This is a genomic window from Chitinophaga nivalis, from assembly GCF_025989125.1.
Lineage (GTDB): Bacteria > Bacteroidota > Bacteroidia > Chitinophagales > Chitinophagaceae > Chitinophaga > Chitinophaga nivalis.
The window spans coordinates 7,178,465-7,192,789 of sequence record NZ_JAPDNR010000001.1 but is presented as its reverse complement, the minus strand read 5'-3'; the positions used below and the strand labels follow the sequence as shown (position 1 = coordinate 7,192,789).

The window sequence follows — 14,325 nt, the reverse complement described above, 5'->3', positions numbered from 1 at the left end:
TATGCTGTCAACTGAGGTAATGGTTGTTGGTATTGTGGTGGCTGAATAGAAAAAATCATCACGCGATAGCTGTATGGCGGCGGCATTTTTATGCTGGCAACGCAACGAAAATTAGTACTGTATTCCACTTTAGTGTCTAAATCGCACAAATACCTATTATGAATTGCTGTAAGAAATTTTTCGGGAATGACGATTGTCTTCCATCACAGGAAGGGATAAACGAAAACCAGGTAATTACCACAGGAAAGATTTACGGGATCAAAAGAAACAGGAATAAGATATATTACCTGCTATTGACCGGCTTACTTATTTGCGGAACGATCCATGCGCAGGTGTTTAAGCCGGGAGACCCTTTGCCTGCCTGGAAAGAAGGTTACCTCGATCTGCATCACATCAATACTGGTAAAGGAAATGCCATGTATGCCGTTTTTCCGGATGGTACGACCATGCTCGTGGATGCCGGGGAACTGTTTCCCCGGGATAAGAAGACACCTGCCGGCCGGTTTACGACTGTTAAACCCGATACTTCAAAGAAGCCTTATGAATGGATTGTGAACTACATCCGGCAGGTAGCCCCTGTGAAGAATCAGCTGGCTATCGATTATGCCATGATTACGCATTTTCATGATGATCATTACGGGGCCTGGTATCCGGAGGCGCCCTGGTCATCTTCCGGAAAATTCAGGCTGACAGGTATAACCGGTGTGATGGACCTGATACCCGTAAAAACATTGATAGACCGGGGCCACTATTATCCCAATGACATTAAAACGGTGGTATCCCGCAACAGCAGCGATTTAACGGTATTTGAAAATACCACAAAAAACTACTTCGACTGTATCACGGAAAAAATAGATCAGGGATTAAGGGTGGTGCCATTAAAGGCAGGTAGCAGGCAACAGATCACCTTATTGAAAAAACAGCAAGCGTATCCACAGTTCTATGTCAGGAATGTAAAATCCAGTCAATGGATCTGGACCGGAAAGGATACCAGTGTGGTAGCTCATTTCCCGGAACCGATTCCGGCAGACCGCTCCACATGGCCGGATGAAAATAGCCTGAGCTTGGCGTTTACCATTAATTATGGTCCTTTCCGGTATTATACCGGCGGAGATAATACCGGCAATGTTTTCAAGGGGGATAGTCCCTATCGCGATGTGGAAACCGTTATAGCCACAGCCGTAGGAGAGGTAGACATTGCCACGATGGATCATCATGGTAACAGGGATGCTGTGAATGAATCGATGATCAGCGCATTTAAGCCCCGGGTATGGATTGGACAAACCTGGAGTGCAGACCATCCCGGACATGAAGTGTTATTAAGGGTGATGAACCAGCATATTTACAAAGGAGAGCGGGATGTTTTTGCTACCAATATGCTGGAGGCTAATAAACTGGTGATCGGGCCATTGATTGATCGGGCCTATAAAAGCCAGCAGGGACATATAGTGGTGAGGGTTAGTCCTGGTGGAGAAAGCTATCATGTTATCATACTGGATGATAGCAGCGCTGCGATGCCGGTGAAAGCAGTATTTGGGCCTTATACATCAAAAAAAAATAAAGGCTAGTGTGTTTGATGATGGTGTTGTAGTATCTTAGACTGGTGTAAAAAATCGTCCGGGAAGCGATTGTATGGACTTTCTTATTTATAGTAAACCTGCATACGGAATCCAATGTCATGTCTTGAAAAACATCATCAATATATGTTTATAAAAAAATACCTGCTGTCAGCCTGTTTATTATTGGTTACCTTTTGGGCGTCTGCTCAGAAAGTAGTGGAACCGGCAATTACCAATGCCAAATGGAATAAGCCCTATTCCCCCTTTCAGATTGCCGGGAACCTTTACTATGTGGGCACTGCTGAATTGGCGGTCTATCTTATTGTAACCCCACAGGGTAATATCCTGATCAACACAGGGGCGGCTGCCTCTGCGTCTATGATTAAGAGAAGCATAGCAGCGTTGGGCTTCAAACTCGCCGATACCAAAATATTGTTAAACACCCAGGCACATTACGATCACATGGGAGCAATGGCCGCCATAAAAGCTGTAACCGGTGCTAAAATGATGGTGAACGAAGGAGATGCCGGCGTAGTAGCTGATGGCGGGTTATCAGATTATTCGGAAGCGGGCAAGGTGCGTCTTTTTGCACCAGTAAAGGTAGACCGGGTATTGCACAATGGTGATACCATAAAGCTGGGGGGCATGCAGCTGGTTATGCTGCACCATCCGGGACATACCAAAGGGTCGTCTAGTTTTTTGTTTGATGTAAAAGATGCCAGTCGCTCCTATAGGGTGCTGATAGCTAATATGCCTACGATTGTTACCAGCAAACGCTTTGATGATATTCCTGCCTATCCGGGTATCGCCAAAGATTACGCATATACCCTGCATGCGATGAAAAAATTATCGTTCGATATCTGGTTGGCGTCCCATGCCAGCCAGTTTGGGCTTGAAAGCAAACACAAACCCGGCAGCAAGTATAACCCTGCTGCTTTTATGGATCGGAAGGAATATGATGCGGAATTGAAAGACCTGGAAGAGGAGTACCTTAAAAAAGTGAAGCAAAACAAGCAATAGTGAAGATTGGGAGAGGGGATTGCCGCCGCTATCTTTAGGGGATCTCGCCAGATCTATCGCCTGATTGATCCTATGGCTAACACGTTATACAAAACTATTTCCTGAAACGGAGGTACCGATGGCGATAGATCGCCATCGGTACCCTTTTATTAGCTTTTTTTGGCCCTGCATTGACCACCACCGGCGTTGATGATATTGGGGTTGTCGTTGCCATTGAGTACCTCAAGCAGATACTGGTAAACGGGTAGCTGGTGTGCACATCCGAAGGCGGTACTTACGTTCTTGTTAGTGGATGAATCAACCTGAAAGCCCCCGGCAACCTGAGTATAGATGTTTTTGCCGTTTTCGAACCACTGTGGAAGGTCAGGAACAACATCCGGCTTGTTATATACCCGGTAGCTTTGGGGAATGTTCTGGTTGAACGTACCGGTAAAGGTACTATCGCCTGTCAGGGGTGACGCGTAAGTATATACGCAAAGGTGTAGATCTTTACCTTGTCCGACAGAAACAGCGGCAGCATAATAGGTAATCAGCGCGGCGCCCAGGCTGTGACCAGTAAGTACGGATCGTACATGGGGCGCATCTTTCATAATCGCTGCCGGATTGGCTGCCACAGTTGTTATCGGGATGGGAGTAATCTGATGGACAGTACCACCTGGTAATATGATCTGGCCTGATTCATAAAGGTCGTAAAAGCCGGATGGTACAGATGGGCTGCTGCTAAACTCCCGAAAAGAGGTAGGAACGAAATACTTATCTGCATGGGATTCAAAAGAGCTTTCTGTGCCCCGGATGGCGATCACATATTCCTTGGTGACGTTATGCTGTGCTATAAAACCGAAATAGACCGGGTGTATCTTTTGTACCCCCTGTCTCTTCTCTTTCATCTGTACATTATACAATACCTTGTAATTTGTCAAAAAGTCCTTGTCTACCAGCAATTGGTAGGTGCTGTCGTTGCAGATAGCGGCATACGCCTGTAGGGAAGGGTTTTGTTGTGTTGCCTTGTCTTCCTGCGCTACTGCCTGTTTGTAAATAATGTCAGCGAGATTGACATGTTTGGCGTACTTGACAGCCTCAGACAGGGAAATGGATAGAGGTTTTACTTGCGTTTCCATAGAGCAATGGTTTGAGGGTGAAGAATGAATTGGTTATTTGAGGTGTGTTGTGTGACTGGTTATGTAAGGAATGCAAACTAATATATTTTTTCTTGTCTGGTGAAATATTTTTTTTAGCTTGATATTTGTGGCAGGGGTGCTTCTTTTTATTGGTTGGGGTAGAAAGTATAAATACCTGCTGGTAAATAATTTCGGGGTTTTATTTCGTGTTATTTGGGTCAATAAAGTGATACGTGTCATATATATGATGGAAGGCCGCTGGCCAGAATTAAAATAGGCCAAACGAGTATAGATCTCATTTGGCCCGCACGATCAGCTGGCGTAATAGCTACGCTGATGTAAGAATATTTAATCGGCTATCCTTCGGGGATGTGCCATGGTCAATGATTGTTACGGTTGTATCTTTAGTATATAAATCGTAATGATAACAAATACAACGAAGCCCTTCTCTAAAGGCGATGACATTGGATGGGTAGTCTTCAAATTTTGCCTGAAGCTCTCTGTTTAGCACATCTCCCTTTCTTGCTGATTTATTTTCATGGGGATAGCTGCAACCAAAATGCCACGCAGAAAGATAGTCTTTAACTCTCTTGGATAATGACAAACAGGTTTCATGGTCAGTAGACTTTATTACAACTGAAAAATGGTAGGTAACAATACCATTGTAATATGGATTGGTCATATCTATTGCTTTATATAAATCTGTTGAGGTGATGTTATTTTTCTTTTCCGGTAGCGTGTTTTACCTTTCAATGAAAGTATTAATTTAAGATTATTTTTAAAAAAATAGATTCCCTATGATGGCAATAACTATTTAATTGTAGCAGGATAAGTTGGGGGATGTCAGCATTTACTTCTGGGGTCATGAATTTGAGTGGGGATATTATGTGGAGCCGTCCTGTCTAAAGTCAGACTACTGATTTAATAAAACAAATAGCCCTATATTTACCCCGATAGAAAAAACCTTATGAAGCAACGCATCGCCCATATCGCTTTAGTCGTAAAAGACTATGATGAAGCTATCCGGTTCTACACGGAAAAACTCAAATTCAGGTTGATAGAAGATACGCACCTGTCGGAAGACAAAAGATGGGTCATCGTAGCGCCGCAGGGAGCAAATGAATGCAGTATCCTGTTGGCAAAAGCGGCCGACGATCAGCAGACTGCCGCTATCGGCAATCAAACCGGCGGCAGGGTTTTCCTGTTTCTGTTTACCGATGATTGCCGGAGAGATTATAACAACATGCTGGCTGAAAACGTGCGCTTCATCCGGGAGCCTAAAGAAGAAGCATATGGACTGGTAGCCGTATTTGAAGACCTTTACGGCAATCTATGGGATTTATTACAACCCAACGAAAATAATAAAGGCGCTCTCCAGGGAGAGCGCTGATTCAAATAACATGTGCCCGGAAAGGAGCGGTTATCATTATTTCTTGCTACGGAGAAATTTGCCAATACTATATGACACACTCATCGTAATACAAAGTGGACATACCCCAAAGCGAAAAAATGTTAAGGCTACTTTCTTATACCAGGGCAGATGAGCGGGGATGATGGGGCAACTTTCTCCTTCAAATTCCTTCATCCCCTGTACATTAACGGCTGTTTTCATTTCCATCATTTATTTTAACCTAAGAAATGATAAATACAAATGCCTGTTAATACCAGGGAAACGATACAAAGGGTAATTTTTGTTTTTGCTGACATAATGAGCTGTTTTAAATGTGATTTCCTTATTAATACCAGCTACTAGTAATTATCACCCATAAAAACAGCCGTTTTTTTTATTTTCTTCATTTGTGATGTGTAGCGTTGCTTTACGGAAGGTCCGGTGAAAGTAACGGTTAAACCTGTAGTACGATTTTTCCAAACACTTTACCGGATTCCAATCTTTTATGTGCGCTTACCGCTTCATCCAGCGGGTAAACCGTGTCAATGACGGCACTGATCTTACCCTGTACTGCCAGCGTAAATATATTGGTCATAGCATCCATCAACTGGTTATCAGCAACAGCATTAAGACTCAGGAAGGATATTGAAAGGGATTTTTGGAGCGATGTCACCATTGGCATGGCAAAATCGGGGGGAGGAAAGCCGTCGGCTATGCCATTCAGTACGTAACGGCCGCCTGATTTCAACCGGCTAAAGAAAGAGGCCAGGTTATTTCCTGCAACAGTATCCATGATCACATCATATTCCTGCTGCCCATTGTCAAATTGCTGTATACCTAATGCTGATAGCATGGAACGCTTTTCAGGCGAGGTGGTGGATGCCGTTACCTGCGCACCGTTCAGCTTTGCCAACTGCACCGTCATGGTACCTATTCCGCCACCGGCGCCTCTCACCAATACCTGCTCCGATTTTCCGCAGCGCCCTTGTAATAAAGAGAAATGTGCTACCAGTGCATTAATGCCCAATGCAACGGCAGCCGTTGAAGATAAGGCATCAGGGATTTCGGCTATGTTGGTAACATCGGCAACAAGCTGCGTAGCATAACCTCCCTCCGCGACTTTGGCAAATACCCGTTTCCCGATCCATTCCGGAGACCCGTCTATAACCCTCCCGGCCACCTCCAGCCCTGGCACGAATCCTATAGGGGAGCGGCTGGGGTCTAATCCCTTTCTGAGCAATACATCTACTAATCCAACACCACAGGCCTCTACTGCTATAAGTACCTGTCCTGCACCTGCTGTAATGGGCTCAATGGTTGTTACACGCAACTCTTCCGGTCCTCCAAAAGCTTGCATATTTATTACTTTAACTGACATATTATTGGATTTTAAAAGAAACCCAAAGGTATTTCGGCAGATGCCGCAGTAAGGCATTGGTTACCTGCAGGCAACTGATTACCTGGTGGCAACCGATCAGAATAATGAGTAACTTTCCAACATATTAACAGGTGTTATGAAGAAGAAAGACCGTATTGTAGAGATGGCAGCATGTTCCTATAACCGGCTGGCCATTATGGATGCTGTAGCTATGCTGTCGGGTAAATGGAAAATTCCGGTTTTAGGCGTGTTGATGCAGCATGGCAGCCTTTGTTTCCTGGATATTGTCAGGCATGTCCCTGGCATATCCGCCAAGACGCTGACAAAAGAATTACGCGAAATGGCATCCAATCAACTGGTAACCCGAACGGTATTGAACACGCGTCCTGTTACTGTGGAATATACCTTAACAGAATACGGCAGAACGTTGGATAAAGCCGTTTTCGAGCTCCTGACATGGGGGCTGGCACACAGAAAGAGATTGATTGGAAAGGATACATTGGGGGAGAAAAGCGTACATAATTATATTGCGGAAATGCAGCAGGACTGGCCGGTTAATCGTGCCGGGTGAACCGATGTTGAATAATATCAGTGGTTTGTTAACTCCTGCTGATTGAGTGCCGGATCATGTAGATTTAGTGATCTCTGAACATGATGGCCGAAATTCTGGGGAGCTGATATGTTCACTATAACAAAAACGGCGTTCATATGAACGCCGTTTTTGTTATAGTGAACAATGAACTGATATAATACTTTGGAGGGCAATTTAATTGTTGAAGTTATCTTCAATGAAATACCCTTTTGGTAACTGATTATTTCATTTTAATAAACCTGATTGTTTGATTTTTGCCGCTACTATTTTTCAATACAGCATAATACATACCGTCATTTAGTTTGGATACATCAATCGTCACGCTGGTCATACCCGATACAGTTACTGCCGGCATTTGCACATTACCATAGCTATCCAATATCTCCAGTGTAGCCCAGTTATCCGCCGGACTAATATTTCCTATTACAAGACTATTTTGTACCGGATTGGGTTTGAGTATGGGGATTTCTACACGGGGTGCTGGTTTAACGAAGGTCGTATAATCCGATTGGGTCGCACACGCTCCATTTACCGCAATTACATAATAAATGCCACTCGTTGAAGGCGTAAATCGGTTCAGTAATCCCGTATTTATAGCAGGATTACTGGTAGTGTCTATTGTGGCATCTTTCCACAGGTACGTTGATCCTGGCCAGGCATTCAATGCCACCAGGTCATCTCCATCTGTCTTCACCTCCAGCTTAACTGGTTTAAGGTGGGTGATGTTCAGCGTATCCGTTATAAATGGTTGCTGACAGCTGCCTGTTGGCGGAGTTACTTTACAGAAATACTGTAGGGTAACATCTTTTTCCGGAACACCAGGATAAAAAAGCAGGCTGTCTGCATAAAATGGCTTTGATATCATTAGCCAGAATGCTCCCTGACCATTACTTGAATAGAAAGATACAGTGCTGCCTTTCTCTACCGTCTTAGAAGTAAATAAAACCGGCTTTAACGTAGCGATGCAGGATATTAATGGCGGAGAATAACTCAGTTTAGCGTTGGCAGCCAGCTGACTGCCAGGAGTTATTTTCACGGTATTACTCCTGAATTCTTTACCAGCGATACAGACCCCACTGGTTGGTGTTACGATAAAATGGATACTGTCACCTTGCTGCACGCCTGTTTTAGTGAGTGTACTTGTTACTTCACCGGGCAAGAAGGAACCGTTATAATACCATTTATATACCGGCCCATCTCCGGCACCCATAATATTTATACTGGCATCAAAGACAAAACGGTCGGTATCATTGCTTTTACAGACAACTGTTGAATTTGCCTCTAAAGTCGCTTTCATAAAAGCATTACTATGAGGTGAAAATTTTTCTTTCTGACTTTCCAGAAATGCTTTATCAGGACAAACACCCTTACTGATCAGTCTTACATGTACGCTGTGCGCGCGGGTGAAGGTATCACAACGGAACAATGGCCCGGTGGAATCAAAGCGAATACTGTCATCTATAAACCATTGGAAAACAGGAGTGGTGCCTGCATTTGTTGCGGTGGCATTCAATGTAATGGCTTGCCCCGGACAAAAACTTTCACCCATAATATTCTGTAGGGACAATGATGGATGTGTATTAGGCGTTACTTCCAATCCAAACATTTCCTGGGTTTTCCCATCCACGAGGCAACGATAAGTATAGCCGGTTAAATTTTCCGGTGTTTTTTTGATGATAAGTTTTTGCTTAAGCACATCTGCATAAACGGTATCAGCCACCAGATTTATAAAATCGCCGGTTGTTTTGCGTATCTGCCATTGGTAATTACTACCAGTTGCCAGACTGGTGATGCTGGTGTCTGAGTTGCTACATACTTTTATGTTTATCACTTCATCATATCTGTTTCTGCATACCCAGGAACCACAATCGCTATTCCCAAAAATTACGAGATCGGGTTTGGAATCACCATCCAGATCCCCCACTGCAGCCGAACCAGCACCATCCGGGCCTACTTTTACCGGCACGGGTTTCAGTAGCTTTAAAGTGTCTGCAGTGCTGGCATTTTCCAGTAACTCATTATAGCCATCATAGTAAGTATGATTTAATATAAAATCCGTCATGCCATTGCCGTCGAAATCACCGGCTGCCAGCTGGTTAGCCCAGTGATAGACAGGCGTACCATTTTGATAGGTAAAGATAGTTGTGTGGTCATCATTTATGCCAGCCGGTATGTCATTCTTATAAAGACTTAGTTCCTCATATATCCTGCCTCCATTATCTCCTTCTACCACCACACGATCCGGCGCGCCGTCATTATTCAGGTCGTACAGTGCCGTTACTGCACGCTTAAAACCAGTTATACCGGGCCCCCAGATTTCCAGCTTCCCAGGGACACTCCTGTTATAGTAAGCAATTTCCCCATCCATCGCATCCAGCTTTCCGTCGAGATTAATATCACCCCAAGCGAGGTTTTTACTGTTGGCATCACGAAAGCTTACCATCGCTTGTCCGGGAGCCAAAGAAAAGGAATCTTTGGATATATTTCTGAATACCCTGAAGCCCGTATTTAACGCATGGATAATATCAGGTTTTCCATCTCCGTCAAAGTCGTGTATAGATAAAGAGTAGGCTTCCGGAGAGGACACTTTGTAAGGCGTTTTAAAACTGAAATTATGATGGGTACTGTTGTTCAGGTACACATACAGCATATTATCGTCCGGATTAAAGATCACGATATCAGCTTTCCCGTCGTTATTCAGGTCCATTACAGCTGGATTGGATAAAGGCAGGGGAGGGTTAAAGGTAATGCCCGGCACAAATGTATCGCGTACAGGATTCAGACTACCATCTCCTCTTATTGAAATGAAAAACGGTGCATCGAAAAGCATTTTTCCCGGGGTACTGTTGTTATGATGAAGGATAAGATTATCGTTATCATGCGTGATGATGTCTTGTTTCCCATCGTTATCCATATCCATTAATGTACCATTGCCCCGACCATTCAATCGAAGATTCAGATCAAAAGTAGCTATTGAGAATCCATTCCGGGGTCCTGAAAAAGTTACTTTGAATAAGTCGGTATATTCCCCCATTCTTCCATTTGTCGTAACGATGATAGAAGCAGTACTGGTGTAAGCTGGTACCTTTACCTTTATACTGGAGTCGGTTGCGCTGATAACTGTTGCTGCCACACCACCAAAGTTGACGTTATTCTCTGTGGCAATAGGGCTGAAGTTACTACCTTTGATAGTTACTTCCGTGCCTACCGGTCCGGAGGAGGGAGAAAGACTGGAGATCCGCGGCACCCTGGCAAATTCAAAATTACGGATCGTGTCGCTGCCGGATGGATTGGTTACGCTTATTTCACCGTTAAATTCATCGCCAATACTAAAGCGGATAGCACCATCATTTTCAACTTTAAAATATGGTGCCTGCCGGTTACCCAGCATAACCCGGGTAGTCCCGCCAAAGTTGACTCCACGCATACGTATCGTATCTCCGGTTTTTCCAACTGTTGGAGAAAAGTCAATGATGTAGGGTCTTCTGCTGGCATTGTTCTGATATAATATCAGTGTATTCCTGACTGTATCGAGTATGATCATGTCTTTTCGGCCATCACCATTCAGGTCTGCCAATGTGAAATACGGCCCTGATGAATTAATATCCAGTGCAGTTGCGTCTGAGAAGGCGGGAGTGGTAGTACCTTCCTCAAATGTATTGTGATAGAGGTAAATTTTGTTGGTGCCCTTCCGGCCATGAATGATGTCCGCTTTTCCATCACCGTCCATATCCTGCAGCGATACCTGGTATGCATCATTTATGCTTGTACCAAAAAGCCAGTTCAACTCCGCCGGTTGACCGAACCTACCTGTTGAATAAGATACGTTTACACTATATTTGGAGTGGACACCCAGATCGAAAAACCCATCTTTATTACCATCTCCTGCTATTGGATCTCCGGTAATATTATTACCGGAGAAGTAAATGAACTGGAAGCCAAGGCTATCAGGCAGACTATTGTTTCTATACATATTAGCCTCTCCGGTATTAGCGTCATAGAAGATGACAGTAGGTACTGCCCTGCCAGATAATGGAATGGTGATGGCATTAGGTGTTGCTGTACTAAAATACTTATCGACTAAGTGGGTGTTTTCTTCAAAGGCGAATGTATCTGCTTCACTTTTATTGGATCTGATGACGCCGGTACCATTAACGGATTGCAGTAAATCCAATCTGCCATCCTGGTTGATATCTGCGACATCCAATACTACGCCAGCAATTGGTGGCACTGCCTCAAAGGAAAAATTACCAGGAGTAGATTTATTCAGATAGATATAGGTGCTTTTGTTGTTGAGATTTGCAATGCTGAAATCTATTTTTCCATCGCTGTTAATATCCGCTGGAATAACCTTATAAAGGCCGTTGGCTCCGGCAGGGCCAACATGGAGGGTGAGCTGATCCTGAAAGCTGATATCGGCACCATTACTGTTATTTCCGGAGATGACTACGGCATTCGACGTTCGGTCCGCAACGATCAGGTCCGGTTTTCCATCTCCATCAAAATCTGCTGTTACTGCTTTTCCCGGCCGGGTCAGTGCATTCCCGGGATTCAGATCTCTGGGAGCAGCGAAAGTGTTCGGATTAAGCTTTCCGCCGTTGGGAAATGTAACACTAAATGCAGCAGCGGAGGATCCTGTCAGGAATCCATTGGCTACGCTTATCGGAGCATAAGCCGCTCCCGCCGGCACTTTTACCTTTATTTCGGTAGTACTGGAAGATACAATGTTTGCACGCAGTGTTCCAAAACATACCTTATTACTATCGGAGGTACGACTGAAACCAGTACCGGTAATAGTCACAATGGAACCTGCGGGACCTTCCAGTGGAGTCACACTATTGATAGTTGGCCGGCACCTGTACGTAAAATTATGCAGGGTAATTACTGTGTCGGGGCTGATGATTTGTATCGTTCCATTGGTGGTGTAGGGTACAGAGAACTGCAGGTTATTATTATCCAGCTTTGTGATTCCTCTCGCTAATACATTACCTACCTTTATCTGAGTGATACTATTGACATTCGTTCCAGCTATCGTTACCCGGGTATTGGTAGTACCGGTTTTAGGGTAGATATCAGATACAGCCGGATAAGCTCTGAATCCTCCCAGCGTAACAGTATTTACAGGCGTGTATATGATGACGTCGCCGGAGGCACCTTCACCCACCGTTACGCGTAGTTTTGTTTTATCGAGTACCTGCCAGGCGGCAGCTTTTACACCACCAAGCGTAACGGAATCGATCATACTAAAATTATCTCCGCTGACGATAAAGGATGCCCCCTTCCTGGCAGCTGCGGGAGAAAAACTACTGATACTGCACTCTCTAAGCCCCAAACCACCTCCATTCGTGGTGCCTTCCAGTACCTGATGGCGGGCAATCCAGCAATAATTGGTTCCGGTAAATTTCCAACGTACAAAGCTGCTGTTAATCGGCTCAGGCCCGGCCATTTTTCTGATTATGCGCAGCCAGGTGGCCCCTCCATCCATTGTTTTATACAACTTATTTCCATAGCCACGCCCATACCCCTGCTGATCATTTATCATGACCGTTTCCACTATTGAATCCAGCGGTTCACCGTTATTTACTACCTCTGTCCAGGTGGCCGCTCCGTCCACCGTCCTATAAAATTGGTTACGCTGGGCAGGCCCTCTTACAAAAGCATACCCTTTTGTAGGTGAAACCATCTGTAAATCTACATAACTCCACCACCGCGGCAGTTCAATTTTCTGAAAGCCTGCATCTGTTTTTTTGTAAAGGAGTGGGCTGTAATAATCTCCCTTAGTGTAAACATATATGGGATTGCCTTCGAACAGAAACAGCTCCTCGTTATTATTGATGGCACTGTATTTACCGACGAACTTCCACGTTAATCCCCTGTCTGTACTTATTGATACGTCTGATCCATAAGTATAGATGGTATCCGTACCAGGTACGTGTTTTATTCTAATTGTGTTATCGCCCGCACTGACTGGTCTGAAATACACCAGTTTAAAAGTTTTACCTCCGTCGGCAGATCGCAGCAGGGCCGGATCAGAACTAAATCTGGCACCCACAAATACTTCGTTTGCCGAGATAGCCCCCACATAGCTAACATAGATAGTAGCAGCCGTGTCAACGTAAATACTGTTTTTATCAATGTTACTCCATGATATTGGAAGCGGACTAAAGGTTCTTCCGCTGTCAGCAGAATTGTATATTGTATGCTGCTCATCAGAAAAAAGCCCATATGCATGGGCAGGGGTTCCAAAACTAAAGTCATAAATATAACCGTTGGGTGGTAGTCTGTATATCTCTGTCATCTGTGCCCTGGTATGCATAAAGGTCAACAACAGCATAACAGTTACAAAGTATATCTTCGGGATGATAGTCCTGAAATACGAAAAGGGCATTAAGCTTAAGTTTAGGGATTGTCAACGCAAAAGCGCGTTATGTGTTACGCAACTTAATACATTTATGATACAAAAATAGCAATACAGAAATGTAGAATAATAATATACTGAAAGAAAAAGGGTATTATGTGTTTATTTTTTGTTCCCAGATTATCATGTACTGATTGTGGCCTGGAAATGACTGAATTTTAACCAGTGACTGCTTTGCTCCGAATGAAGCACAAAAGCTAACAGGGCTAACTAACGATCGCCAATAAAGATTTAATTTATCAATAATTTTACGTCGTTATTTAACGGCCTCGTGTAACGCAATTCTGTTGCCTTCACTGTCTTCCAGTTCTGCCACAAATCCTAACTCACCATTGGACGTTTTGGGATAAAGGATCTGGCCCCCGTTGGCTAGTACCCGTTTTAAAACGGCATCAATATTTTCTGTGTTAAAGTAAATGACCACCCCATTTTTAGTCGGTTTGTAAATCTCTCCTTTGGCCAATGCACCGGATATCCCGGAATGCTCATCCGAAAAAGGGAATAGTGCCATTTCATTATGGTCGATTATTGTTTTGGAGAAATCAAAATCAAATACTGCTTTGTAGAACGTAATTGCCCTGTCCATATCATCAACCGGAATTTCAAAATAAACAACAGGATTGTGTTTCTTTACCATAGTTTTATTTACTGCTTGTTCCTCGTTTTTTAATTTGTTTTTGCAGGAGCTGATCATTTGACTGAGTAGTCCAAGTGCAAAAATAAGTAATGTGCGTTTTAATGTAACCATTTACATTGCTTGATTTAATGTGGGCTATGAAGCCACAGGACTATTTAAAAATTGACAACCGTTTTGCTTGCCCAAATTGCTAAAATAAGTCTGGAATTTGGA

The 14,325-nt window shown here is 43.9% G+C and carries 10 protein-coding genes; 4 read left to right on the top strand and 6 right to left on the bottom strand.

The window, feature by feature from the left end; all coding sequences use genetic code 11:
• The first annotated feature begins 158 nt into the window (after positions 1-158).
• Positions 159-1,568: a ComEC/Rec2 family competence protein gene (locus tag OL444_RS26295; protein ID WP_264728549.1), complete on the top strand. Its 1,410-nt coding sequence runs from the start codon at positions 159-161 to the stop codon at positions 1,566-1,568.
• A gap of 135 nt (positions 1,569-1,703) precedes the next feature.
• Complete coding sequence (gene bla / locus OL444_RS26290) at positions 1,704-2,579, top strand: subclass B3 metallo-beta-lactamase (RefSeq protein ID WP_264728551.1); 876 nt, start codon at positions 1,704-1,706, stop codon at positions 2,577-2,579.
• 149 nt (positions 2,580-2,728) lie between these two features.
• Here bla and OL444_RS26285 read toward each other — a convergent pair whose 3' ends face one another.
• Both OL444_RS26285 and OL444_RS26280 read right to left on the bottom strand, forming a co-directional pair.
• Complete coding sequence (locus OL444_RS26285) at positions 2,729-3,697, bottom strand: lipase family protein (RefSeq protein ID WP_264728553.1); 969 nt, start codon at positions 3,695-3,697, stop codon at positions 2,729-2,731.
• Positions 3,698-4,025: 328 nt separating this feature from the next.
• A complete protein-coding gene (locus OL444_RS26280) occupies positions 4,026-4,379 on the bottom strand; it encodes a hypothetical protein (RefSeq protein ID WP_264728555.1) in 354 nt (117 codons plus the stop codon).
• 285 nt (positions 4,380-4,664) lie between these two features.
• On the opposite strand from OL444_RS26280, the gene OL444_RS26275 reads away from it, so the two are divergent.
• Positions 4,665-5,087: a VOC family protein gene (locus OL444_RS26275; RefSeq protein ID WP_264728557.1), complete on the top strand. Its 423-nt coding sequence runs from the start codon at positions 4,665-4,667 to the stop codon at positions 5,085-5,087.
• A 36-nt stretch (positions 5,088-5,123) separates the two neighbouring features.
• Here OL444_RS26275 and OL444_RS26270 read toward each other — a convergent pair whose 3' ends face one another.
• Positions 5,124-5,309: a hypothetical protein gene (locus tag OL444_RS26270; protein ID WP_264728559.1), complete on the bottom strand. Its 186-nt coding sequence runs from the start codon at positions 5,307-5,309 to the stop codon at positions 5,124-5,126.
• Positions 5,310-5,541: 232 nt separating this feature from the next.
• The gene (locus tag OL444_RS26265) at positions 5,542-6,444 is read right to left on the bottom strand and encodes a quinone oxidoreductase family protein (RefSeq protein ID WP_264728561.1); all 903 of its coding nucleotides are present in this window, start codon (positions 6,442-6,444) and stop codon (positions 5,542-5,544) included.
• A gap of 157 nt (positions 6,445-6,601) precedes the next feature.
• On the opposite strand from OL444_RS26265, the gene OL444_RS26260 reads away from it, so the two are divergent.
• Complete coding sequence (locus OL444_RS26260) at positions 6,602-7,036, top strand: winged helix-turn-helix transcriptional regulator (RefSeq protein WP_264728563.1); 435 nt, start codon at positions 6,602-6,604, stop codon at positions 7,034-7,036.
• A gap of 241 nt (positions 7,037-7,277) precedes the next feature.
• On the opposite strand, the gene OL444_RS26255 is transcribed toward OL444_RS26260, so the two are convergent.
• Positions 7,278-13,109: an FG-GAP-like repeat-containing protein gene (locus tag OL444_RS26255; protein ID WP_264728565.1), complete on the bottom strand. Its 5,832-nt coding sequence runs from the start codon at positions 13,107-13,109 to the stop codon at positions 7,278-7,280.
• A gap of 622 nt (positions 13,110-13,731) precedes the next feature.
• Positions 13,732-14,223 (bottom strand): VOC family protein, encoded by a 492-nt coding sequence (locus OL444_RS26250; protein WP_264728567.1) that lies wholly within the window; start codon positions 14,221-14,223, stop codon positions 13,732-13,734.
• Positions 14,224-14,325: the final 102 nt, after the last annotated feature.